Below are 23,593 nucleotides of genomic sequence, written 5' to 3'. Positions count from 1 at the left end.
TGTCAACCCCCTATCCACCCCGACAACGCACCAAACCCGCGTCCCCACTGCCGATTTCTCTCTACCCGCCTTGGCATAGTTACCCACCCACTCGCTACAATTGAATTAGCCCCAATTGCGAGCAAGCTCTCCCGGAAAAGGGTCCAACGGCCCGACACATATAGCCAAGGGTCGAAGCCTCACCGCCACCGTAAAGTCTTTCGATGGTAGTACCTTTGCTCCTAACCTATCTGAATGCAACACTTACATCGGTAAGGTCCCCAGTAGGGCAGGGGGTACTTTCGCTTCTAACCCGCGTGGTTGCACTACTTTACAGCCAAAGTACTACCTGGGGGGGAGGGGGGCCCCCTCTGGTTTCCTCGCGTACGCGCACGAACTACCGCAGCACTCGCCAACTCCGCACGCCGCTCCGAAACAGATCCCGAACCCGCTCCCACACCGAGCCATGCATCTCTTCGGCCAGCGGAATCGTAAAGTACACCAGGAGTGGCCGCCCCACAATCGCGCTCCGCGGCACAAACCCCCAATAGCGGCTGTCCTCGCTGTCATTGCGGTTGTCGCCCAGCACAAAGTAGGAATCCGTCGGCACAATCACATCCCGGTCCACCACCGAGCTCCGCAGCCGGATCCACCAGCGCAGATCCACATTCGGATCCGCCTCCAGCAGCGAAGGGAACTCATCCCGAAACCCATTCGGCCGGCTCGGCGAGTAAAACGCATACGGCTCGTTCAACACCACGCCATTCACCAGCACCCGCCCGCCGCGCATCCGTATCCGGTCCCCCGGCAGCCCCACCACCCGCTTCACCAGGTGCAGCCGCGGCTCCACCGGATAGTGAAACACCACCAAATCTCCCCGCTCTACCCGCGCCGGTGGAAGCACCAGCCGATCCAGCCGTCCCGAAGCCGCATACGACTGCTTGTCGACCAGCAAAAAATCGCCCACCCGCAGCGTAGGCTCCATCGACCCCGAAGGAATCCGAAACGGCTGCACAATGAACGTCACAATGAAGATCGCAAAAACAATAATCTCCAGAATCGACTTCAGCGTCGTCAGCAGACCGTCCTGCTCCACCGTCGTATGATGCCCCGAACTCAACGCTCGCCCCGCTCCGCAGACACACTCGGTGCACTCCAATGCAACAGCGCCAGCTCCGCCGCCCGCTGCTGCGCCTCCTTCTTGCTCGATCCGTCAGCCGACGCCAGCACCCGCTCGCCCGCTTCGTCTTCCAGCCTCGCCTCTACCGAGAACACCCGGTCATGCGGCGGCCCGTTCTGCGCCGTGTCGATGTACCGCAGCTTCCCTGCGCCCTCAGCCTGCACGCGCTCCTGCAGCAGCGTCTTGTGGTCGCGCATCGCACCGCGTCCAGCCCCATCGGCCAGCGCAGCCCGCATCGCCTCCATCTCGGGCTGCAGCAGGTAGCGCTCGGCGATCGCCCGCAATTTGGCCAACCCCTCATCGCCCGCATCCAGATAAACCGCGGCCAGCACGGCCTCTGCCGCATTGGCCAGCAACGCCGGCTTGCGACGACCACCATTCTGCTCCGCGCTCTTGCCCATCAGCAGCGCGTCGCCCAGCCCCAATTCCACGCCCATATCAGCCATCCGCTTGCGGCTCACTAGGTTCGACCGCAGCCGCGTCAGCTCTCCCTCGCTACACTTCGGAAACTCCCGAAACAGAGCCTCGGTCACGACAAGTCCCAGCACCGCATCGCCCAGGAACTCCAGCTGCTCATTGTCCGTGCCCGGAGCATTCCGCTGGTCGCGTTGCTCCGGATGCGCTGGCAGAATCACCGCCGGAACTCCATGCCGCGCCTCGTACGTATGCGACCGATGCGTCAGTGCCAGGCTCAGCACCTCAGGCCGCTGAAACCGATGCCCGAGCTTGGCCTCCAACTCCCGCCATTCAGCCCGTATCTCCGGTGCTTCAGCAGTTGGCTCCCGCTTCTTCCTCTGCTTCCTGCGCGCCGTGGTCATCGCCGTTCATCCTCAGATCCCAGCCTGCGAGTCCTGACCTCTACTCTACGCGGCGTTCGCGGACTCCCCGCACAGGCGAACCTAAGGCGGAACAGCCTAATGCGGAGCCGGAGGTTTGTACGAGTCCTTCTCTGCCTTGCCCGTAGGATCGAACGGCTGATCGTCGTCCGTGGGCTTCTGCCGCTGCGGCAGCAGGAACGGCTTCGAGATCCCACTCTCCGCCGCCTTCTTGGTATCCGGCAGGCTATCCCGCGTCACCAGCGCCGCCTTGTACTCCGCAACAGCCTTCCCCCGGTCCGGAGGATCCATCGTGTCATACAGCCGCCCCAGGTAGATGTGGCTCCAAGCCACAGTCCGCGGATCCTTGCTTAGCGCCAGCGTCTGCTCGAAACCCTTGGACGCCTTCTCCGGGTCCCCCTCCATCAAGTCGATCCGCGCCAGCACGTAGGTGGCGTCCGCGTGATCCCCGTGCGGGTCCGCCAGCGCCTTCTCCGCAATATCGGCCGCATCGTCCTTATCGCCCTTCAGCAGGTCGAGTTCTGCAAGCTCCATGCCCTCGATCTTGTGAGGCGTCGCGTCCGGCCGCAATGGATCCGGCGGAATACTCTTCACGAACAGAATCTGCTGTGCCGCCTTCTTCTCCCGCTGCACATCCATGCCGTAGATCAGCGGCGCCATCTCATCGCGAAGGCCGTCCCCGTTGTGTTGCATCTTCGTCAGGCCGTCATAGAAATACCGTGTCAATACCCAACCCTGCCGTTCATCCAGAATCACCAGGTTGTCGCGCGCGACATTCGTCTTCGAGTCGTAGGCAGCCTTCTCCACGTCATAGTTTGCATCCTCTTCACGAGATCTCGCTCCGCGCGCTTTCTTCGGCGCGGGATCAGGAATCACGTACATGTGAGCCTCGATGGCCTTGATCACGGATTCCGACATGAGCGCCACAATGTCACTCTTGTAGAAAAACTCCAAGGGTGCTTCCTGCACCGTCGACAGCAGCGGCTGCATGCGCTCCATCGCCTCGCCGCGACTGTAAACCAGCGGCTCCACAACGTAATGCAGGTAGATGTGCCGAATCTGGGCCATACTTACCGGATCCCCAGACGTACTGTTGTCCGGCGACATGACGATGATGTAGTCCGAACCGTAAACGCGCGCATTCGTCAGGTTCGGCGAAAGCATCGGTTCCAGCAGCACCAGAAACCGTCGGCCATCGAAGGTGCTCACCGGCTGATGCAGGAACAGATTTGTGGCCAGGATCATGTCCGTCATCGGATCATGCACGCGCGCAGTCAGCGCCTCGTACTCGGGACGATGCTTCAGCCATAAATAGTGCAGCTCAATATCTTCAGCAAAGGTCCGCAGCAGCGGCAGCACATTCACCACATCAGCCGCCTGCGGTGGCAGTTGCGTCAGATCGACGTTGGGCGTCAGTTCCGGAGGCGGCGACAGGTAGAGCGCCAGCGACACATACTGCCCCACATCCAGCCCCATGTCATTCATGTGGTGCTTAGAGATGTAAGCGCACATTTGGTCACGGCTGTTTCGAGCGTCTTCTGAAGCTGCCAACGCGGCATTCATATCGGCGCGCACTGCCGCGCGCACCGGCGCCGACTTATCCAGGTCCGCGTCATAGCCGCAAGCATTCAGCGCCGCCGCAATTTGGAACAGCGGCTCGCTCGTTTCCAGCGTTACCGCCGCGCCACCGCGCTCGATCTTCGCCACCTGCGGACGGTTCAGGGGGTTAACGTCCATTTGGTGGCCTGCGGGCGCTTGCGGCTGCACTGGCGCACTTGCCGGTGTAGTCGCCGACGAAGACGACGAGGACGAGCTCTGTGCCTGGACACGACCGCAAAGCGCCGCGGTAACACCCAGCAGCAGAATGCCGAACGCACGCAGCCGCTTTCGCACCGTCTGCTTGGAAACGGACTGCGTTATTGGGGAAGGGCGAAAAGGGGGCAAGAGGTTCACGATACTGATTCGACGCACCGCTACAGTCTATGGAAGCCGATAGAGCCTGCGCAATCCGCCCGGTAAGCGGAGTCCGCTTAACCCCTTACCGAAACCCCGGTGTAGGTGATCACAACATGGCCGCGTACCGGAACGCCAAAGACGGTTGCGGGCGTAAAAACGCTGCTCAGCAGGTTGTTTTCAACCCGAATATTCACTTCGCTGTCCGTAGGGCCTTCGAGGATCGTGTATCGATACACGCGACCGCTGCTATCGACCATCGCATCTACAACGATCGGCACATCACGCTTCGTGCTGATCGGCTCCGGTGGCACCTGCGAATACATGTAGCGTGGCGCGACCAGGTGGGCCATCGCATCATCATTCGCCTGCACATCGACAGGCGCTCCGAACATCCAGAACAATCCACCCGCCAGCACCACAGCCACCGCGAAACCACCGCTTAGCCGCAAGGCCAGTGGAGCGATCGAACTCCTCCAAATCAGGAGCATTCGCTGGAAGAACGGCAGGTGTGCCCCGCGCTCCCGCTCCGCGGCGATGGCAGCCCTCAAGCGCGCCTGAAGTCTCGCTGGCGGCGGTTGAGGCCCAAGCTCTCCTAACGACCGTTGCACCTCGCGCCACACATTGAAGTCCTTCGCGCAGTCATCGCAATCTCTCAAGTGACGAGACATCTCCGCCATCTCAACCCCGCTGACCGCACCATCCAAATAGGCAGAAAACCCGGACCGCACAGCCTCACACTCCTCGATCGGAGCATCCGTGGCGCGTGGTAACGACCGCTTCGAGATTTGATTAGGCCATTTCATCGTGTCACCAGCCGCGCAGGATCTGTCTTGCGACATCCCGAAGCTTTCGCCACATCCGCGTCATCGCGCAACGCTTCCCGCAGGGCAGCGCGCCCGCGCATTAGCCGGCTCTTCACCGTACCGAGATGCACGTTAAGCATCTCGGCAATCTCCTCGTAGCCAAACCCTTCAATCTCTCTGAGCACGACAACCTCGCGGTACGCCTCTGGAAGAGTACGCAAAGCGGCGACAACTCGTTCCCCAAGCTGCGCGTGAGCCGCGCACTCAAACGGGGACGCATCGCGTGCTGCCAGCGCGTCGGCCATGCAAAAGGTCTCGCCCTCGTCATTCTCAAGCTGCGCGTCGATGGTCAATTCCTGCCGTTTATGCCGGCTCCACCAGCGGCGCTGATTGCTCGCCTCATGCAGCGCGATCCGGTAAATCCAGGTTCTGAGGCTCGCGTCGCCATGAAAGCTCGAGATATTACGAAAGACCTTAACAAACACTTCCTGCGTCACATCCGCCGCATCGGCCGGATCGCGCAAGCTGCGCGCCATCAGGGAATAAATTGGCTGACTATATTGAGCCAGCAAGAGGGCAAACGCCTCCTCGGATCCAGCCTTCAGCTCCGCGACGAGCTCCTGCTCGTCTGCACGGATTCCGATCGCGCTTGCTAGATCGCTCATTGCTGTCCCCAACTGCGGAGGGAAGAGTTTCCACCCGCGAATGCTACTAAAGTAGGCGCTGGCCTCATCATCTGTCCAGCGTTACTAGCCAATATAGACGCGCCTTCGACCCATTCCGTGAGGCATAAAAGCCTCAATCTGCAATTCTCTGTCCAACCACCACGTTAGACACCATGCCGCACCCCTTTGTTCCGCGCTAGCGGTTTGACTTGCCAGCGCGCATCCGCGAGAATAAGAGGGTCCCTCCAATGAGTGGGCCTGTGGCGCAGCTGGGAGCGCGCTTCCATGGCATGGAAGAGGTCATCGGTTCGATCCCGATCAGGTCCACCAAACAACCCCTTACAAATCAGATAGCTACAGCAAGCAGTCGCCCTCCTTCCATGAGCGGTCTTGTGTCATTTGGTCAAACGCTTGGCTGGCCTACGGCGGCCCACAATGATGTCGCCAGTCTGTGCCGACTTTTTCGGCTCGCAGCCACCCAAACGCGCAGTTACCCGTTTGCGAAAGTTATCCATGTACAAGAACCCTCCGGCTTCATTTGCGAAGATGAAGTCGTCAGGTGAGAGGAAAGGCATTTTCGTCGGCCATCCGCCGCAGCTTCCGGGTATGCATCCCAGCATTTACTCGATTCGGTGTAATCATCAAACCAATTTAGGCACAGACGGTGTTTTATCCGCCTGGACCGAATCTGACCATAGCAAGGAGCCCTTCATGAAACGACTTCTTCTCGCAGCGGCGCTTGTTTGCGTTCCTCTCACCGCACAGCAGCCAACGCCCTTCTCGCTGCGCGCGCACCTACTCGCGGAACTCAAATCAACGCACAACGTCAAGGAATGGTTTGTCCCAGCAAACGACGCGGTCGCCGGCCTATCGGCAAAGGATGCAGCATGGACCGACGGTAGTGGCAACCACTCCGTCGGAATGCTAGCAAACCACTTGGTGTTCTGGGATCGCCGCGCTCTCGAGCAGCTAAAGGGCGAGAAGAACGCAAAGTTCAGTGGCAATAACGATGAAACCTTCAATGCGTTCACCGAAGCACAGTGGGCCGAGACGCAAAAGCAGCTGGATGAAGTGCTCACTGAGCTCGAAACGTATGTTGAGACGGTCGATGAAAAAACCTTGGAGAAGAACGCATCGTTGCTGTCGCATATCGCAACGCACAATGCTTACCACATCGGCCAAATGTTGTACGTGCGGAAGTTGCACGGTGTTTGGAATCCAGAGAACGGCGTTAAGTAGTCACGGCAACGGGATCGTTGCATATTTCCAAAGAGGATGAATACGATCCGCTCGGTTCCCTGACGCTCCAAGCCCTCCGCTGCCAAGAGGGCTTTCGTTTTGTAGTGACAAACGCCGCTAATTGCTTTCAAATGAACGACACGCCACCCATCAAGGTTGACCCTGGTTCCTCCTGGAATGCAACAACATGCAACGACCACACCCCTGCAAAGAAATACCGCCAAAGGCTTCTTCCTCGTCGGATCGCCGTCAGCCAATCTGGTCGCAAATGCTGAGCCTTACGAGATTGGCGCTGTTGCTCGCATTGACCTCAGGCGTTTCAACCATAGACGCGCAGAGTACCCCTCCATCAAACAATCCCGCCTTGATGTCCCAACTTCATCAGGCCATTGCAATCGCCGAGCACGGTGATGAAAACAGGGCGTTAGCCCTCACACGGGACCTGCTCGCGCAACACCCAAACTTCGAGCCAGCGCTGAAGTTTCAGGGCGCGCTCCTGGAAGACCTGGGAAACGGATCAGAGGCCATTGCATCCTTCCAGGCAGCATTAAAGCTCGCTCCCACAGACCCCGAGCTGCTCTTCAAGATCGGCCTCTATCAACTCCAGACTGGCCATAATGCGGAAGCCATCAACCTCCTCGCTCGCGCTCTGAAATACTCGCCCCGCGATCGCGACACGCTCTACTACCTGGCCCAGGCCTACCACCTCAACGGCGACAATGACGTCGCCCTGAAGGCCATCCAGGAGTGCCTCAAGGTCGACTCAAACAACGCGTCCGTGTGGCAGAAATATGGGGAACTCCTTTGCAGTTCGGGCGACAACCAGGCCGCGATGCAGTGGCTTCACAAGGCGCAGCAATCTGATCCAACCCTTGACCGCATCGACTTCGATCTCGCCGTTGCAAGTTTCCGAAGCATGGATCTCGACCAAGCCTTGCAGTATTCCACGCAGGCAGCCCAACGCAAGCCGAACAATCTCACCGTGCAAGCCCTGCTCGCCGCCGTCTATGTCAAGCTGGGAAAGTGGCAGGACGCCGAGCCAATCTTTCGATCGATTCTTCAGGTCAAGAGCAACGATGTTCCCTCCATGCTCGGATTGGGCCAATGCGAACTCGAACTCAAGAACTATCAGCAAGCCGCAAACCTGCTTGAGCAACTACTACGTCAGGATCCCACCCAGATCCTCGCGCACTTTTATCTTTCCAGGGCCTACGCCGGGCTCGGAAGGACCGCGGACGCAAAGTACGAGGCAGACCTTCACCGCACCATGCTGGAGCAGGCTTCCTCCGCCGGTCCGCAGGGAGACGCCGCTCAGGAGAATAAAGTTTGGGATGAGGCTCGCCAGCTTTTGCTCGACAACAAGGAGTCGGCGGCGCTTCAACTATTTCGCGATCAGTCAAAAGGCCCGTTCGCTACACCGGCGGGCTCGTATGTCCTCGTAGGAACGCTGTATTCGGCGATGGACAGGCCGAACGATGCGGAGCGCTGTCTACACAAGGCGCTCGAACTTGATCCAACGGTCCGCGGCGCCCATACGTCGCTCGGCATCATGGCGCTCCAGCAAAATAATCTCGACAAGGCAGAGAACGAATTCAAAGCAGAGCTGGCGATCCATCCAAATGATCAATCTGCTCTCGCCGAACTTGGTGAAATTCGTTATCATCAGGCACGCTGGGCCGACGCCGCGAACCTGTTATCAAAATCTAAGACAATGGTTCCGTCTCTATTGTTCATACTCTGCGATTCGTACTTCCATCTCGGCGACGTAAAAAATGCGAACCTGACGGCTGAGTTGTTAGTCACGTATTCGAAAGATCAACCTAAGGCAGTCCAGGGAGTCATCGACCTGCTGAATCGCAACCAACAACAGGATCTAGCCCAGAAGCTACTGCACCAGCAGCCTTCATGAGCTCCTTGCGCTTTGATTACTTGGAACTCTCAAGTATCGTCAGCACCTGGTCGGCCTTTACGCCGCGCAGAACCTGCTTGACGCCGGTTGGCCACGAAAGCTCAATGCGATCGATCACTGCGTCCTCACCCAGCCCAAAGTGAACGCGCTTGTCGCTGGATGAGTTGTAGCTGAGAGCCGTCGTCGCCTCGTTGTACTGACTCCCATGTGCCGTCGTGATCTTAATCCGGGTCCCGAGCCCGTCGCGATTGTCCTTCACGCCCACCAGCTTCAAGATGATCCAGTGATGTTCGCTCGCCGTACGGTTCATGAGAATCTCAGGCGGCCCGTTCAGTACTGTGACCACGACATCCACCTTCCCGTCGTTGTTCAAGTCACCAAACGCAGCCCCGCGATGAGCTGCAGGATCCGCAAAGTCCGCCCCAGCTGTGCCGCTCACATCCTCGAATTTAAAATTCCCAATATTCCGGAAAATCCTATTCGGCAGACGGTACGGCCTATGCTCTACCTCAACGGAATTATCTAGAATCGCCGCATCAGCCGTGAACAAATCCTTCAATCCATCGTTATCAAAGTCATACGCGCCGGTGCCCCACGCGGTCAGTCTTCCAGTTGCAGCCGTCAGTCCAGACGAACTGGTGACATCGTTGAATTGACCCTTTCCCTCATTCTCGTAGAGCGGAAAGGTATCGCCAAACATCGTTGTATGAAAGATGTCGGGCAGTCCATCATTATTTAGATCGCGAAAATCTGCTCCCATGCCCGCAACCGTCTTCCCCATCTCGTTGTACGCGACGCCCGCGTCCGACGCCTCATCGGTAAATGTGCCGTCCCCGTTGTTATGCAAGAGAAAATTCGGGGACGTGTCATTCGAAATAAAAATGTCTGTAAAGCCATCGCCGTCATAATCTGCAAAGGCCACCCCCATGCCTTTGCCTACGTACTGCCCAATGTGCGACGCAGTCGAAACATCCGTAAAGGTGCCATCACCATTGTTGCGATACAGGATGTTGGGCGTACCTTGAAAATCATTCGGCGAGCAGTACGTAGGCAGCTTTCCCACGCTACAAGCAGAGGCCGTCTTGATGTCGTAATTCAGGTAGTTGACCACCAGCAAATCAAGCAATCCATCGTTGTTGTAGTCGAACCATCCAGCGGCTACGGCCCATGCCTTGCCGATCCCAGGCACAATACCTTTGACCCCAGCCTTCTCCGTAACATCGCTGAAGGTGCCATTGCCGTTGTTATGGAAAAGCTGATTGTGATTGACGCCGGTGACGTAGAGATCAACGAACCCGTCATTGTCGTAATCTCCTGTAGCGACGCCCATCGAATATCCAATACCACCCAGCCCGGCCTTCTCCGTAACATCAGTAAATGTCCCGTCTCCATTGTTATGAAACAGCCGATTCGAAAAGCTGGAGTCCGTTTTTTCCAGAGAAGGGATCGCTGCGCCGTTAGTGAAGAAGATGTCCAGAAGTCCGTCGTTGTCGTAATCAAACAAGGCAACGCCGCCGGTCATCGTCTCAATCGAGTAACGATGCGGACTCACGCTGTTCTTCAACGTGAAACTGATCTTCGACTGCTTGAGGGCATTTTCGAAAACGATCGCGACCGCCTTCGACGGCGCACTCGAAGAAGGCGATTTCTCCTGAGTCGTTTGTCCCCGCAGCCCAGCGCCCGTGTCCCAAAGGAAGAGTGCCATGCAAGCTACGGTGATTGCGCGGGATATAGTCACAGGATTAGCAATCCGCCACCGCCGTGGTTGAAAAGAAATGTAGCATCGAGAGCATCCAATCGTATCCTACGAAGCAACACCCCTTATATTCCGCTCGCGTCGGAGTCGTCGATTAGACCCATCACTTCGTACCAGCCATCGATTCAGAAGCGCCGCCACCGCAATAGCCACCCAGTACGCCGCAATATTCTTGAGCGAAAAATAGCGTCCCAGCAAAAGCCGGCCAGCGAGGGTCAATCGGAAAGCATCCAATGCTGGTACACGCCACAGTCGGCTGAACTCGACCACAGCCGCCACGGCCGCGGCGAGACAGCCTAGACCCACTACGCTCAGTCTGGGAAGGCAAACGGCAATGAACCAATACAACGCCATCGCCCACAGCGCCGATCCGCCAAACTTAAGCCAGAAGGGCGATAGTCCAAGCGGCACCATCCGCCACGCGAGTCCCACCGGAATCGTGATCAACAACAGCACCACATAAGTGACACGACGTTTAGGCATCGTCATCCGGACCATCGCTTGGGTACAACATCGTTCAGGGTTTACTGTGAGGGTAGCTGCATCCTTCAGCAAAACTGTCCCACCGACTCGAACAGGAGAATCATTACACATGAAATCGTTTGGCTATGCCGCGCAGACTAAGACCTCGCCGCTCACCCCGTTCCACTTTGACCGCCGCGAACCGGGCCCCACCGACGTCGTCGTCGCGATCGATTATTGCGGCATCTGCCACTCGGACATCCATCAAGTTCGCGACGAATGGGGCGGCTCGATGTATCCCATGGTTCCCGGCCACGAGATCGTCGGTCATGTCACAGCCGTCGGTGCCTCCGTAACCAAATTCAAGCCCGGCGATCTCGCAGGTGTCGGCGTGACCGTGGAAACCTGCATGGCCTGCGAGAACTGCAAAGCCGGCGCAGAACCCTACTGCACCAAAGGCATGGTCGGAACCTACAACGCCAAAACCTACGAAGGCGACATAACCTACGGAGGCTACGCAGACAACATCGTCGCCCCCGAGCATTACGTCCACACCATCTCTCCCAAGTTAGACCTCGCTGCCGTGGCGCCGCTACTCTGCGCCGGTATTACCACCTACTCCCCGTTGCGCCACTGGGGCGTAGGTCCCAACAAAAAAGTGGGCGTCGTGGGACTCGGTGGACTCGGTCACATGGGACTCAAATTCGCTCACTCCATGGGCGCACATGTCGTCCAGTTCACCACGTCCGAGAACAAGATCGAAGACGCCAAAAAGCTAGGCGCCGACGAAGTCGTCATCAGCAAGGACGCAGCGGCCATGGCCAAACACGCCAGCAGCTTCGACTTCATCCTCGACTGCGTCTCAGCTCCCCACGACATCAACGCCTACCTCGGCCTGCTCCGCCTCGACGGCGCCCTCTGCCTCGTCGGTCTTCCAGACCAGCCCGTCGCTACCTCGCCCTTCGCCCTCGTCACCAACCGCCGCTCGCTCTCCGGCTCAATGATTGGCGGAATGAAAGAAACCCAGGACATGCTCGACTACTGCGCCGAAAAGAACATTGTTTCGGAGATTGAACTTATCGGCTACGACCGCCTCGAAGAGGCATATACCCGCGTCGTCAAAGGAGACGTAAAGTATCGCTTCGTCCTCGACGGTAAAACCCTAAACGCTTAGCCCCAGCCAAACCCCAAAGCGCTTCGCCTCACTCTCCGTGTTACCTGAGCGTGACGCGAAGCGCTTCGTCCTTCTGCAGATATCCCTTCCGCCGAAACCAATCCTCCATCGAGTCGCGCAGCCGATCCAGCGGTACCCGATGTCCGATCTCAAGCACGCCATCCTCCACCGGCAGCGTGTCGTCAAAGACCGCGTCATTCGTAAAGTTGCGCATAGCAAAATTGTCCAGCCACTTGATAGGGCAGGGAAGCGAAGCGCCTTCGCTGCTCCCATACTCCACCGTGACTTTATGTTGAAACATAGCGTTGTCTTTAGACGAACTGCACAAACATAGGCGTATCGAGCGCAAACGATTTCGGTGTATCCGCCAACCGCCCCGTAGCAGGATCGTGGGCAAAGACCGTCACCGTCGACGTCCCCTGGTTCGCGCACAACAACCAGCGGCGCGAAGGATCGAACGCGAAGTGCCGTGTCGCGCCTCCGCCACTAAACACTCGTTGCTGCTCGGTCAGCAAACCCGTCGAAGCATTCACCCGATACACCACCAGCGAGTTCTCACCCCTCGTATTTCCATAAACAAACCGTCCATCCGGGCTGACCGCAACCTCGCAGCCAGTACTCCCCGGCAGCGCCGCAGGCGATGCCAGCGTGGAGATCACACTGTCCTTCCGCAACACCGGAACGGGCGCTCCATTGTTCACGTTCCAGTCGTAGAGATCGATCGTGCAGTCGAGCTCGTGGATGCAGTACAGCCACAGGCCATTCGGATGAAACGCCAGATGGCGAGGCCCCGATCCAGCTCGCGCCGCGAACCGCACGGGAGCCTCCATCGGATTCGCAGCCCGCGGGTGAATGCGAAAGATTTCTATCGCATCCTCTCCAAGGTTGCACGCCAGAACAAACCGGTTGTCCGGCGAGATGACAGCGCAGTGCATATGCGCCGCTTCCTGCCGCGCCTTGTCGGGTCCGAGCGCGCCGCAAGCCGTGTTATTCCGGCAGTCGAAAAAGCCAGCACTGCGGAGCGCCCCCCCAGACCCAAGGCCGAATGCTGCAAGGCTCCCGCCGCCATAATTCGCGACGAACGCATTCGATCCCGTTGCGTCGACGGACACGTAGCAAGGCCCATTGCCCCCGCTGCTCACCCGTTCCAGTGGCTTCAGCGTCGCGCTCCTCGGGTCTAGTTGAAAACTGCACAGCGCTCCATCCCCGCGGGGGCTTTCATTGACCGCATAAAGTATCGAAAGTCGCGGATGCATCGCCAGAAAGCTCGGGTTCTGCGTCGTTGCAGCGACTTCGATCCGACTCAGCTCGCCACTCTCAGCATTCCAGGCAGCACGAAAAATCCCCTTGTCCGTTCCGGTTCCGAGCAGAACCCACCGTGGATTGCTGACAATCGGGCTAGCCAGTGCGCGCAGCGCAAAAGGAAAAGCGACGGCCGAGGCTATAAATTGCCGACGGCTGGTAAGTGATCGGTTAGCGGTCTGAAATCGCATCGAGCGTTGAGGTCCCATCGAGCCTAAGCGGACTCGGCGACAGTCTGCGGCTCGCCGGGTAGTTTGAAGTCGAATTCCCCGGGATGAGCATCGCGGTCGACGACGGGCAGACTGGGCAGATTGGAGGTATGCCCCACTTCTTCCACCACCGCACTCACCTCGCGCAACACCTCATCCACGGTCATGGTGTACATCTCACGGCCGTTATCGTACCCACTCTCGATAGCCTGTTTCAAGTAGCGTCCTGCTGCCTGCGCCGCCAGAAAATCGGTGATCACCTTGCCGTTCCGGCGTTTATGCTCGACCCAAGCCAGGTTGGGCATCGCAATCCAAAGCGGTTTGCCGTTGACAGCAAAGCGGATATCGGTCGCATCGGCATGGCGGGTCGCAATGGCCACGACCGTGCCCTTCCAAACGCAGTGCAATTTCTCTGAGGTCCAGCGGTCGGTCGCTACAAAATCTTCATACATGACTCATTCAGGTTAGTCGTACCGTGACATCGAAGCAAGCGGCGTTTCCATCAAACTCTGCTCATATACCTGTTAATTTTGCCAGCATCTGCTAACCCTTGATCAGTTACCCTAGTCCAGTACGAAGTCCCGAACATACGTAGCTCCAGTCAGCCTTCAGCAGGTTCAACGATCCGCCTAAAAGGACATAATCGTGCGTAGACTACTCTCTCTACTCCCCCTCTCCTTTCTTGCTTTTGTCCCGTTTGCCTATCCCCAGGCCCCTGCAGCTACTCCGGCCCCAGCTCCGCCGACAGATGTCCTGATCTTCTCCAATGGCGACCGCCTGACCGGCAAGCTTGACAGTGTGACCGATGGAAACGTCGTGTTCAACAGCGATATGGCCGGGACCGTCACCATCTCCATCGACAAGATCAAGGAGTTGAAGTCAGGCGCTCAGTTCGCCCTGCTCCGCAAAGGCGACCTGCCTGGCAAAACGCACGTGCCCGAGGGTTCGGTCGAGGTCGCTGAGGGGAAACTCACGATTACTCCACCCGCTAACGAGCCTCCCGCTGTCGTTCCTGCTGCGGATGTTAATTACCTCATCGATCGTGCGTCCTTCGATAAACAGATGAGTCACAAAGCAGGCTTCCTCACCGGATGGAGCGGGAAGATCACTGGTGGCGCCAATATTGAGCGCTCCACAACCACCGGCACCACGTTCTACGCGGGACTCTCGTTGGTTCGCGCTATACCCACCGTGCCCTGGATGCTTCCACGCAATCGCACCATCGTGAACGTCAACGAAGCCTACGGGAAACTATCGACTCCCGTCATCCCTCCCACCGTCCCCGCGACCCCAGCCAGCGTGGTGATCACCAACATCTTCCATGCCGACGCTGAACGCGACGAATACTTCAATCCGCGGCTTTACGCCCTCGCGGACACCTCCTTCGACCACAACTTCGGACAGGGCCTCCAGTTGCAGCAAGTCTACGGAGGCGGCATCGGCTACACCGCCGTCAAGGACGCCAAGCAGGAACTTGACCTGAAGGCAGACGTCCACTACATGAAGCAGTCGTACATCTCCACCACGGTCGACGGGATCGTTACGACCACGCCATCGACCAATATCATCGGGACCACGTTTTTTGAGGGCTACACCCGCAACTTGCCTCACAAGATGCTCTTTACCGAGTCCTTGAACTACCTTCCCGCATGGAATGACGCCAAGGCGTATTCGGCGAATTTCAATGCGGCCCTGGTCTTACCCGTGTACAAGCGCCTCGCTGCCACCATTGCCGTCGCGGACAACTACCTCAATGATCCGGCGCAATACTACAAGAAGAACTCCTTCCAGTTCATCGCCGGCGTCACCTATGTGCTCCCATAACGCGCCTTGAGCGCGTTATGGGGTGTTCGAACGGGTCCGGGATGTTCTAATGGATAGAGCGAGCCTTATGGCCCGCCAGTGTATGTTTAGGAGTTCGGATTTGATGTGTGATGTGCGGAAATTGGCAGTACGGTTGGTTCTCTCTGGAATGGCAGTTGGTCTGCTCGCCGGAGCCATCGCCCCAGCAAACGCCCAGACTGTGACCCAGACCCAGTCCAAAAAGAGAAAGCAAGAGTCCCACGCCCACCACGAAACCAATGCGACGCGTCTCGCGCGCGTTGCTCGGACCACCGAAGAGACCTACTCGCATCGGTGGGAGATATTCGGCGGAGGCGGCTATCTGCGTTTTCGCAGCGGCGAGTATCTCCGCAGGAATAATGAAATCAGCTGGGCAACGGCAGCCAACTATTACTTCACTCCCAAGTTTGCCGTGGTCGGTAATGCCCAGGGCTCTTTTGGTAATGCGCACGCAATCACCAATAACGAGTTTGGCGTCTACAACCCCCAGATCAATGAATATATGTTTATGGGTGGCGTGAGCTATCGGTTCGTGGCCAAGGAAAAATTTGCTGTGAGTGCTCAGGCGGTCGCAGGCACCAGCTGGGGTATCTTCTCCGGCGGTAGCAAGGGCATTCCGGCGACGGATCTCGGCTTGTGGGACAGCGGCTTGCGCCCAGCTTTTTCGCTGGCTGTGAACGCCGACTACAACCTCTATCCCAATCTCGCGCTGAGGTTTACTCCAACCTGGATAGGGACCAACTTCGTGGGACCAACAGGCAGCACGATTCAGAACAATCTTGGCTTCAACCTCGGCATTCTCTATCGTTTTGGCCGGCAATAAATTTCAGCGGCCTAAAATCGGGGCCACGCCCGCGGCCTCGAGCGTAAGATAGATATATGTCAAAAGGTTGGGAATCCAAGAGCGTCGAAGAGCAACAAGCCGAGGCCGCGACCCCAAAACTTTCCACCTCCGAGGTCACTCCCGAGGCGAGACGGGACGAGGCCGACCGCAAGCGTCGCTTGCAGTCTCTGGAAATGCAGCGGGAACGCGTTCTCTCCGAGCGCACCTCAAGCCCCCACCGCCGCAGCGCGCTGGAGCTCGCACTCGCCACCATCGAGCGCGAACTCGAACAACTTGGCTGGTCCATCAAACTGTAGCCGCTTGCTTAGCTCCTTCGTGTCAGCACAAAGGGATTAGCCTGCGCCGTCGGTGTCAGCACAACACTCTGAATGCTCACATGGGCCGGCCTCGTCGCCGCCCACACGATCGCATCGGCGATATCCTCCGGCTGTAGCGGATCCACATTCTGATACGTCTTTGCCGCCCGCTCCGCATCTCCCCGAAAACGAACCTTGCTGAAGTCTGTCTCCACCATCCCGGGATCAATCGACGTCACCCGCACCGCCGTTCCATTCACATCAATCCGTAGGCCGTCCGAGATGAATCGCTCCGCCGCCTTGGTCGCGCAGTAGACGCCGCCATTCGCATAGGCCATATGCCCCGCGATTGAGCCAAGATTGATTACATGCCCATGATTGCGCTCCACCATTCCCGGCACAATCGCGCGCGTAACGTACAAGAGGCCCTTCACGTTGGTGTCGATCATCTCTTCCCAATTCTCAATATCGTCCTCATAAAGCTTCGTAAGGCCGCGGCTGAGTCCCGCGTTATTCACTAGCACATCAATCGATCGCCACCCCTCCGGCAACTCGGTCAGCACCCGCTTCACCGCTTCGCGATCGCGTACATCGATCTCCAGCAGCAGTAGGTCCGCGGCGCCCGCATCCCGCAACTCCGCCTCCATCGCCTGTAGCCGCTCCAGCCGGCGGGCGCACAATATCAGCCTCGCTCCATGACGCGCGAACTCCATAGCCGTCGCCGCTCCAATCCCCGAGCTCGCTCCCGTCACAAAAACAATCTTGCCCTTCATCGAAGTGCTCACATACCCCTCCAAGACTCCAATTATTCTTGCACGCCCAAAAGCATGAAGACCGCGAACATTTCGCGGCCTTCATCTGCTTCCGGTTTGGTCAACAAGCTACTAAGGATTCGTCGTCGGTGGCTGCGTGATGGTAGGCTGCGTAGTCTGCACACCAATCGCCGCACCCGAAACAACCATGTTCACGCGCCGATTCTGCCGACGTCCATCCGCTGTATCGTTCGACGCAACCGGATCAGCTTTTCCATAACCGACCGACGTAACGTTCCCCGCCGGTACACCGTTCTGAATCAGAAAATCGTGCACAGCGTTCGCGCGATTCTCGCTCAGCTTCTGGTTGTAACTATCGCTGCCGACCGAGTCCGTATAGCCCTCGACCTGGACCTTCAGATCAGGATAAAGCTCCAGTATCGTCGACACCTTCGCCAACGCAATCTGCGCATTTGGCTTCAAGGTGTACCGGCCAGTGTCGAACAGCACATCGCCCAAATTGATCACCAGGCCGCGTGCAGTCTCCGTGGTCTGCAGCACCGCGTTCAATTGCGCACGCAGCTTCTCACGAGTCGCGGCTGCCTCTCGTTTCGCGGCCTCAACCTGATCCTGGGCCTGGGTGGCCTGTGCACGGGCAGTAGCCGCTTCGGCATCCGCTCTTGCCTTCGCCGCGTCCGCCTGCGCCCTCGCCGCATCCGCCTGCGCCGCCGCAGTCGCCGATGCCGCAGCAGCAGCTTTGTCCTTGCTCGCCTGCAGTTCCGCCTGCTGCGCCTGCTGCTGCGCCGCTAGCTTCGCATCCTGCGCCTCTTGCTGACGTTGCTGTTCTTGTTTGCGCAGCGTCAGGATGCGCGCATCTTCGGCGCGCTGCGTAGCAGACCTCGCATACGTGAACTCCATCTTCACGTCGCGATGCTTGCTCGACTGGATGTTCTGGGCATTCAGAAGGTCGGTCGCCACCTCCTTCATGATGTCTGGAGCATACTGATCGGCGCCCGCAGCCTTTGCAATGCGTTGCGCGTTATAGGCCTCGTAAAGAGCCAGCGGCGTATGTTCCCGGTCTGTAATAGGGAATTCCACCGTCTTCGATCCGGACGTAGGAGCGTAAAGTCCCTTAGGCAACAGATGGTAGTGGATATTTACCTGCTGCAGTACGCCGTTCGTCTTGTCCGTAAATACATTCTCCAACACCACTACATCGCTTGGCTGCGAGACCGCGTAGTACGGCTCAGCGGTAACAATCAGGCCAAACGCCTGGAACGAAGAGGTCACATTGAGGCTAGCCTTATCGCCCGCCAGTTCAAGTTCGCCCAAATTCTGCGGACGCCCATCTGCAGAGATCGCCCATAGAACATAGGTCAGATACTCCGCGCCAAATCCGTTGGCCGGCGAGAGACCCTCAAAATGCACCGAAATCTCGGTCTTGCCCGTCACCGAATTCACCTTGGCATCACCCTTCGCGCCGGGCAACAGATTGGTGCCTTTGAAACCCACATGAGTTGACCCGCTGCGGTTAAAGTAATTCACCGCATCCAGCTGCCGCTCCACAACCTTCACGTGGTAGACGTAAACGCCGTTCGGCCCTTGCGCAATAACCTCTCCGGTCTTTGCTCCCGGAGCCACCGTAGTCGGATTTGGCTCCTGCGCCGCTGCAACGAATCCGAAACTGCCGACCAATAAAGCCACCGCCGGTACTGCCATTGCCATCTTCTTCGTCCACGTGCCTGACATCGTATCGTTCTCCTTAGAAACTCTCGCCGTCGACGTACGGGCACGGCATCTAGTGGTTGCTTAAAAAGTAGGATGACCGGCCACGCGCAAAAGGTGTCCCCAGATAAATCTTCATAAGAGGCAACCTATTCTGTGCGCTGGAATTACATGGACCCGGCTTCCACCCTCACCGCCTCATCCTACGGGAAGTTCGTCACAGTGGCTGTGTCCGTCGTCGTTTACCGCCAAATATACTGTGGCGGGAGCCCTACTCGCCGCCAATCGTCCCTATAATCTAGCTGTTGAGAGAGCCCACGCGTGAGTGAATCGATTGTCGAAATCTTAGGTCTGCGCAAGGTCTACGCCGGCAAGAATCCTGTGACGGCGGTCGACGGCATCGACCTCCATGTGCCCTCTGGATTGATCTACGGCTTGCTCGGCCCCAACGGCGCCGGCAAGACCACCACCATCTCCATCGCCACAACCCGCGCAATTCCAACTGCTGGTTCAGTCAAAATCGCAGGCATCGACGTGGTAGCGCACCCTGCTCTTGCGCGCTGCGTCATCGGCGTCGTCCCGCAGTACAACACCCTCGATCGCTCCTGCACGGCCTTCGAAAATATCTACTTTCATTGCCGATACTTCGGGATGGCGAAGCAAGTTGCCGCTCAGCGAACCGCGCAGCTACTCGAGCAGTTTCGCCTCAGCGATCGCGCCGCAGCCTATCCGCAAGCACTCAGCGGCGGCCTCGCGCAGCGCCTTCAGATCGCGCGCGCCATCGCCCATCATCCCAAGGTCCTCTTCCTCGATGAGCCCAGTGCCGGCCTCGATCCACAGAGCCGCATCGCCATGTGGGACGCCGTCCAGGCTCTGCGCGGAGAAGGAATCACCGTCGTCCTCACCACCCATTACATGGAGGAGGCCGACGCAATCTGTGATCGCGTCGCCATCATCGACCACGGAAAAATTCTCATCGAAGACAGCCCCGCCGCTCTCAAGGCCAGCGTCGGCGGAGACATCATCTACGACCTCCGCATGCGCGGCGTCCGGGATAGCGGCTTGCTCGAGAAAGAGCTCGCAACCATCGAAGGCGTCACCCGCGTTGAAGTCATCGAGGGTGGCCTCCGCGTCCTCGCTCGCGTGCAGGATGGCCTCCTCGCCAAGGTAGTCACCACCGCCAATGAGTACGGCTTGCGTGACGTCACCACCATCGAGCCCAGCCTTGAAACCGTCTTCATCCGCCTTACCGGCAGAGATCTTCGCGAATAGCATGCAGAACAGGAATCGACCATGAGTGAAGCGGTGGTGAACAGCAACGACACGAAAATCGTGGTCTACACGCGCGCTTTCCTTGGTTTGATGCAGCGCGACTTCCGCGTGCTCACGCGCGAGATCGTCCCCTTCCTCATTCGCATCGCCATGAATCCGCTGCTCTTTCTTTTCGTCTTCACCTTCGTCATGCCGCACATGACCGGCGGCTCAACCTTAAGCCCCACCGCCGGCATGGCAGCCGCCGGTGGTGGCGGATTTGGCACCGTTCTTCTCCCGGGCCTCATGGCCGTCGCCATCATGTTCTCCGGCATAGCCGCCGTCGCCCTTCCGCTCGCCCAGGAATTCGGCGTCACCCGCGAAATCGACGACCGCGTCATGTGCCCCCTGCCCATCGGCGCGGTCGCGATCGAGAAGATCGTGTTCTCCGCTATCCAAAGCATCTTCGCCGCTGCCGTGGTCTTCCCCCTGGCCTACTACATCCCCAGCACACCCGTCCTCGTGCACGTCTCCAGCTGGTGGTTTTTCATTGCAGTGCTCGTTCTCGCCAGCCTGCTCGCCGGAGCGCTAGGTCTCACCATCGGCACCTTCGTACAGCCCAAGCAGATCGGCCTCATCTTCGGTGTGGTCATCATGCCCATCACCTTTCTTGGCTGCGTCTACTATCCCTGGGCAGCGCTTAGCCCCATCAAGTGGCTGCAGAATGGCGTACTCATCAATCCCATCGTGTATATCACCGAAGGCCTGCGTGCCGCCCTCACTCCCACCGTCGGCCACATGCCAGACGCCACCATCCTCGCCATGTTGCTCTTCTTCTTCGTCCTGCTAACCCTGATGGGTCTGCGCGGCTTCGCCAATCGCGTCCTGAGCTAACTGGATACTCACCGCCCAAACTTATTGCCGCATCTTCGTAGCCAGGTCCTTCGCGATCAAGTCGCCATGGAAGCGACCGTTCTCGATAAAAATCTCATTCGTCCGCTCCCCCGCCACCACCACGCCCGCCAGATAAATTCCCGGCACATTCGATTCCAGCGTCACCGGATCGCACACCGGGCACCGAGCATTCGCATCATCCAACTTCACGCCAAGGCCCTCGATAAAGTGGAAGTCCGGATGGTATCCCGTCAGCGCAAACACAAACTGGTTCGGAATCACCTTCGGCCCACCCGGAGTCAGCAGTGTCACCGCATCCTCGGTAATCTCGCTCACCACCGTCTGAAAATGCGCGACCACGTCTCCATCCTTGATCCGGTTTTCAATGTCCGGCTTGATCCAATACTTAATGTGCCGATGCAGCTCCGCACCGCGATGCACCAGTGTCACCTTGGCTCCATGTCGCCACAGATCCAGCGCCGCAATCGCAGCCGAGTTCTTGCCGCCAATCACCACCACGTCCTGCCCGAAATAAGGGTGTGGCTCATGATAGTAATGCATCACCTTCGGCAGATCCTCGCCCGGAATATCCAGGTAATTTGGCAAGTCATAATAGCCAGTCGACACAATCAGTTTGCGAGCCTTGTGCAACACCTTGCGGCCAAACTTATCCGTTGCATGCACGCTGAAATCTCCATCCGAGCCCGTCACCCGCTCCACCGTTTCGTACTGTCGAACGTCCAGCTTGTAATATTCGGCGACCTTCCGGTAGTACTCCAGCGCCTCCGATCGCGTCGGCTTCTGGTTCGGCGAAGAGAACGGCATATCGCCAATCTCAAGTAACTCCGGCGTCGTGAAGAACGTCATATGCGCGGGATAATGAAACAACGAATTCGTAAGGCAGCCCTTATCCACCAGCACCACGCTCAACCCAGCACGCTGCGCCGCAATGGCACACGCGAGCCCTGTAGGCCCCGCCCCAATCACAAGAACATCATGCTCTGACACTTCGCTCATACCCCGATTGTACGGATGCCCCAGCCATCCCCCACGATGCAGATCCACCCGCCAACAAAATCACTCCCCCGTTTTGCGTTGAAAGGGTAAAGTTAGGCCATGGGGAAGCAGTCTCGTCCACAGCGATCCGCAATCGGCCATAGCAGCGAGGCTACCGCTTGAAGTCCTCCATCCCCCTCCTGGCCGCGCTCCTCCTCCAGGCCGGCACCTTCCCCTCCGTCAGCAACGCGCCCGCGCCGCTCGCCGATACGCAACACCTTCGCTACGTCCGCACCCTCACCCTCCCGCACAACGCCTCAGGCGTAGCCTGCGCCATACTCGACGCCAGCGTCTACGCCCACGCAGCCAGCCCCTCAGCCGACGATCTTCGCGTCTTCCAAGTCCTTGGCCACACCAAGCCGCAGGAAATCCCCTTCGTCGTCAGCTACAGCGAAGCCCAGCCCACCGACGCCCAGACTGCCACCGTCCGCAACCTCGCTCTGCACAACGGTGTCCTTTCCTTCGACCTCGACATGCCTCCGCGCCCCTACACAGAAGTCGACCTCGACCTTGCCGCGCACAACTTCATCGCCACCGCTGAAATCTCAGGTTCCGCTTTCGACAACGCCTCCAGCAAACCTCTAGGCGTCTTCACCCTCTTCGACCTCGCGGACCGCCATCTCGCCCGCTCCACTTCACTCGCCCTCCAGGAATCCACCCTCCCTCATCTGCACATCCTCCTTCATCTCCGAACCCCGGATGGCAAGCCCTTCCCGCATCCCGATCCCTCCATCATCCAGGGCGCAACCGTCCCTGCCAGCCGCGAAGCCCAAACCCTCTACACCGCCGTCGCTTCCGCCTACAACACCGTCACCCAGCAGAATGCATCTTCCGTCGCCGAGCTCAACATACCGGCCCACCTTCCCGTCGAGCGTGTACAGTTCATCCTCGATCCCACCTACAAATCCGACTTCCTGCGAAACGTCGCCATCACCGCCGACGCGGACACCCATCAGCCCGACCAGCCGCAAGAGGCTATCGCCGGTCAGATCTGGCGCGTCACACGTCCCGCCAACGCGAACACCGCCACCCCCGCGATCAGTGACGCAAGGCTCTCATTCCCCGCCGTCATCGCCTCCAACCTGCACGATTCCGCCGCTATCCACATAGCGGTCAATAACGCAGACCAGCCGCCGCTCCCCATCCGCGCCGTCCAATTGCAGATGCGTCAACGCACCCTCTGCTTCGACGCTGTCCCCAACGCCACCTACACCCTCCGCTATGGTGACAATGACCTTCGCGCAACCGTCTATGACCTGGGGGACCTCACAACCTTGCCAGCCAAGCCGCTCATCGCAACCCTAGGATCGGAGCAGCTCAACACCGGCTACATTGAACGTCACGTTGCCAGCACGTACGACCAGCGCAACCCAAACCTCTTCTGGATCGCCCTTCTGGCCGCGATCGCAGTCCTCGGATCATTCGTGAGCCGACAAGCCATGCGGCAGGGAAGGCGCAGGTAA

General features: G+C 58.5%; 22 protein-coding genes and 1 tRNA gene. 10 read left to right on the top strand and 13 right to left on the bottom strand.

All coding sequences use genetic code 11. The features are described from left to right. Positions 1–376: 376 nt before the first annotated feature. From lepB to GSQ80_RS11900, 5 genes are all read right to left on the bottom strand, one after another. Positions 377–1,099 carry a signal peptidase I gene (lepB, locus tag GSQ80_RS11920; RefSeq protein WP_158787846.1) on the bottom strand — a complete coding sequence of 241 codons (723 nt, stop codon included), beginning with the start codon at positions 1,097–1,099 and terminating at the stop codon, positions 377–379. Beyond that, positions 1,096–1,977, bottom strand: coding sequence for a ribonuclease III (gene rnc / locus GSQ80_RS11915; RefSeq protein ID WP_158787845.1), 882 nt, complete (start codon positions 1,975–1,977; stop codon positions 1,096–1,098). Before rnc ends, lepB begins: the two co-directional genes overlap by 4 nt. 96 nt (positions 1,978–2,073) lie before the next feature. After that, entirely contained in the window at positions 2,074–3,939 is a 1,866-nt protein-coding gene (locus GSQ80_RS11910) for a hypothetical protein (RefSeq protein ID WP_158787844.1), read from the bottom strand. Between the two features lie 86 nt (positions 3,940–4,025). Continuing rightward, on the bottom strand, positions 4,026–4,754 hold the full coding sequence (locus tag GSQ80_RS11905) for an anti-sigma factor (protein WP_158787843.1): 729 nt from the start codon (positions 4,752–4,754) through the stop codon (positions 4,026–4,028). Next, positions 4,751–5,419, bottom strand: coding sequence for a sigma-70 family RNA polymerase sigma factor (locus tag GSQ80_RS11900; RefSeq protein WP_158787842.1), 669 nt, complete (start codon positions 5,417–5,419; stop codon positions 4,751–4,753). The genes GSQ80_RS11905 and GSQ80_RS11900 overlap by 4 nt, the downstream gene beginning before the upstream one ends. A 254-nt stretch (positions 5,420–5,673) precedes the next feature. Between GSQ80_RS11900 and GSQ80_RS11895 the strand changes: the two genes are divergently transcribed. The 3 genes from GSQ80_RS11895 (at position 5,674) to GSQ80_RS11885 (ending at position 8,567) form a co-directional block, all read left to right on the top strand. Next, positions 5,674–5,749, top strand: a tRNA-Ala gene (locus tag GSQ80_RS11895). A gap of 381 nt (positions 5,750–6,130) precedes the next feature. Next, positions 6,131–6,658, top strand: coding sequence for a DinB family protein (locus GSQ80_RS11890; protein ID WP_158787841.1), 528 nt, complete (start codon positions 6,131–6,133; stop codon positions 6,656–6,658). Positions 6,659–7,025: 367 nt separating this feature from the next. Beyond that, positions 7,026–8,567, top strand: a complete 1,542-nt coding sequence (locus tag GSQ80_RS11885; RefSeq protein ID WP_254059598.1) for a tetratricopeptide repeat protein — start codon at positions 7,026–7,028, stop codon at positions 8,565–8,567. 16 nt (positions 8,568–8,583) lie between these two features. Here the strand turns inward: GSQ80_RS11885 and GSQ80_RS11880 are convergent, their stop codons facing one another. Together GSQ80_RS11880 and GSQ80_RS11875 are read right to left on the bottom strand one after the other, a co-directional pair. Continuing rightward, positions 8,584–10,272 (bottom strand): CRTAC1 family protein, encoded by a 1,689-nt coding sequence (locus GSQ80_RS11880; protein ID WP_158787840.1) that lies wholly within the window; start codon positions 10,270–10,272, stop codon positions 8,584–8,586. A 99-nt stretch (positions 10,273–10,371) separates the two neighbouring features. After that, positions 10,372–10,806, bottom strand: coding sequence for a DUF2809 domain-containing protein (locus GSQ80_RS11875; protein WP_174241336.1), 435 nt, complete (start codon positions 10,804–10,806; stop codon positions 10,372–10,374). 109 nt (positions 10,807–10,915) lie between these two features. Between GSQ80_RS11875 and GSQ80_RS11870 the strand changes: the two genes are divergently transcribed. Continuing rightward, on the top strand, positions 10,916–11,959 hold the full coding sequence (locus GSQ80_RS11870; protein ID WP_158787838.1) for an NAD(P)-dependent alcohol dehydrogenase: 1,044 nt from the start codon (positions 10,916–10,918) through the stop codon (positions 11,957–11,959). 40 nt (positions 11,960–11,999) lie between these two features. Here GSQ80_RS11870 and GSQ80_RS11865 read toward each other — a convergent pair whose 3' ends face one another. Genes GSQ80_RS11865 through GSQ80_RS11855 form a run of 3 tightly spaced genes read right to left on the bottom strand, consistent with a single transcriptional unit; the run spans position 12,000 to position 13,922 of the window. Next, entirely contained in the window at positions 12,000–12,260 is a 261-nt protein-coding gene (locus GSQ80_RS11865) for a hypothetical protein (protein WP_158787837.1), read from the bottom strand. A gap of 10 nt (positions 12,261–12,270) precedes the next feature. Next, positions 12,271–13,452 carry a lactonase family protein gene (locus GSQ80_RS11860; RefSeq protein WP_158787836.1) on the bottom strand — a complete coding sequence of 394 codons (1,182 nt, stop codon included), beginning with the start codon at positions 13,450–13,452 and terminating at the stop codon, positions 12,271–12,273. 23 nt (positions 13,453–13,475) lie between these two features. After that, positions 13,476–13,922: a hypothetical protein gene (locus GSQ80_RS11855; RefSeq protein WP_158787835.1), complete on the bottom strand. Its 447-nt coding sequence runs from the start codon at positions 13,920–13,922 to the stop codon at positions 13,476–13,478. Between the two features lie 193 nt (positions 13,923–14,115). Between GSQ80_RS11855 and GSQ80_RS11850 the strand changes: the two genes are divergently transcribed. The 3 genes from GSQ80_RS11850 (at position 14,116) to GSQ80_RS11840 (ending at position 16,452) form a co-directional block, all read left to right on the top strand. Further along, entirely contained in the window at positions 14,116–15,294 is a 1,179-nt protein-coding gene (locus tag GSQ80_RS11850; protein WP_158787834.1) for a DUF481 domain-containing protein, read from the top strand. 148 nt (positions 15,295–15,442) lie between these two features. After that, a complete protein-coding gene (locus tag GSQ80_RS11845; protein ID WP_158787833.1) occupies positions 15,443–16,135 on the top strand; it encodes a hypothetical protein in 693 nt (230 codons plus the stop codon). Positions 16,136–16,191: 56 nt separating this feature from the next. Next, positions 16,192–16,452 (top strand): hypothetical protein, encoded by a 261-nt coding sequence (locus GSQ80_RS11840; protein ID WP_158787832.1) that lies wholly within the window; start codon positions 16,192–16,194, stop codon positions 16,450–16,452. An 8-nt stretch (positions 16,453–16,460) separates the two neighbouring features. Here the strand turns inward: GSQ80_RS11840 and GSQ80_RS11835 are convergent, their stop codons facing one another. Further along, entirely contained in the window at positions 16,461–17,237 is a 777-nt protein-coding gene (locus GSQ80_RS11835) for an SDR family oxidoreductase (protein ID WP_254059597.1), read from the bottom strand. A 99-nt stretch (positions 17,238–17,336) separates the two neighbouring features. Beyond that, entirely contained in the window at positions 17,337–18,953 is a 1,617-nt protein-coding gene (locus GSQ80_RS11830) for an OmpA family protein (protein ID WP_158787831.1), read from the bottom strand. 297 nt (positions 18,954–19,250) lie between these two features. Here GSQ80_RS11830 and GSQ80_RS11825 point away from each other — a divergent pair, with 297 nt between their 5' ends. Continuing rightward, a complete protein-coding gene (locus GSQ80_RS11825) occupies positions 19,251–20,201 on the top strand; it encodes an ATP-binding cassette domain-containing protein (RefSeq protein WP_158787830.1) in 951 nt (316 codons plus the stop codon). Between the two features lie 21 nt (positions 20,202–20,222). Then, positions 20,223–21,074, top strand: a complete 852-nt coding sequence (locus tag GSQ80_RS11820; protein WP_158787829.1) for an ABC transporter permease — start codon at positions 20,223–20,225, stop codon at positions 21,072–21,074. Positions 21,075–21,095: 21 nt separating this feature from the next. Here GSQ80_RS11820 and GSQ80_RS11815 read toward each other — a convergent pair whose 3' ends face one another. Beyond that, complete coding sequence (locus GSQ80_RS11815; protein ID WP_158787828.1) at positions 21,096–22,091, bottom strand: YpdA family putative bacillithiol disulfide reductase; 996 nt, start codon at positions 22,089–22,091, stop codon at positions 21,096–21,098. Between the two features lie 158 nt (positions 22,092–22,249). On the opposite strand from GSQ80_RS11815, the gene GSQ80_RS11810 reads away from it, so the two are divergent. Beyond that, positions 22,250–23,593, top strand: a complete 1,344-nt coding sequence (locus GSQ80_RS11810) for a hypothetical protein (protein ID WP_158787827.1) — start codon at positions 22,250–22,252, stop codon at positions 23,591–23,593.

Origin of the sequence: Granulicella sp. L46, from assembly GCF_009765785.1 — a bacterium.
Classification (GTDB): Bacteria; Acidobacteriota; Terriglobia; order Terriglobales; family Acidobacteriaceae; genus Granulicella.
This window is presented reverse-complemented; position numbering and strand designations above follow the sequence as displayed.

Coding starts and splice junctions, on each gene's coding strand:
- rnc (WP_158787845.1), bottom strand. CDS start 1,977: ATGACCACGGCGCGCAGGAAGCAGAGGAAGAAGCGGGAGCCAACTGCT.
- GSQ80_RS11905 (WP_158787843.1), bottom strand. CDS start 4,754: ATGAAATGGCCTAATCAAATCTCGAAGCGGTCGTTACCACGCGCCACG.
- GSQ80_RS11900 (WP_158787842.1), bottom strand. CDS start 5,419: ATGAGCGATCTAGCAAGCGCGATCGGAATCCGTGCAGACGAGCAGGAG.
- GSQ80_RS11890 (WP_158787841.1), top strand. CDS start 6,131: ATGAAACGACTTCTTCTCGCAGCGGCGCTTGTTTGCGTTCCTCTCACC.
- GSQ80_RS11885 (WP_254059598.1), top strand. CDS start 7,026: ATGTCCCAACTTCATCAGGCCATTGCAATCGCCGAGCACGGTGATGAA.
- GSQ80_RS11880 (WP_158787840.1), bottom strand. CDS start 10,272: ATGGCACTCTTCCTTTGGGACACGGGCGCTGGGCTGCGGGGACAAACG.
- GSQ80_RS11875 (WP_174241336.1), bottom strand. CDS start 10,806: ATGCCTAAACGTCGTGTCACTTATGTGGTGCTGTTGTTGATCACGATT.
- GSQ80_RS11870 (WP_158787838.1), top strand. CDS start 10,916: ATGAAATCGTTTGGCTATGCCGCGCAGACTAAGACCTCGCCGCTCACC.
- GSQ80_RS11865 (WP_158787837.1), bottom strand. CDS start 12,260: ATGTTTCAACATAAAGTCACGGTGGAGTATGGGAGCAGCGAAGGCGCT.
- GSQ80_RS11860 (WP_158787836.1), bottom strand. CDS start 13,452: ATGCGATTTCAGACCGCTAACCGATCACTTACCAGCCGTCGGCAATTT.
- GSQ80_RS11855 (WP_158787835.1), bottom strand. CDS start 13,922: ATGTATGAAGATTTTGTAGCGACCGACCGCTGGACCTCAGAGAAATTG.
- GSQ80_RS11845 (WP_158787833.1), top strand. CDS start 15,443: ATGGCAGTTGGTCTGCTCGCCGGAGCCATCGCCCCAGCAAACGCCCAG.
- GSQ80_RS11840 (WP_158787832.1), top strand. CDS start 16,192: ATGTCAAAAGGTTGGGAATCCAAGAGCGTCGAAGAGCAACAAGCCGAG.
- GSQ80_RS11830 (WP_158787831.1), bottom strand. CDS start 18,953: ATGTCAGGCACGTGGACGAAGAAGATGGCAATGGCAGTACCGGCGGTG.
- GSQ80_RS11820 (WP_158787829.1), top strand. CDS start 20,223: ATGAGTGAAGCGGTGGTGAACAGCAACGACACGAAAATCGTGGTCTAC.
- GSQ80_RS11815 (WP_158787828.1), bottom strand. CDS start 22,091: ATGAGCGAAGTGTCAGAGCATGATGTTCTTGTGATTGGGGCGGGGCCT.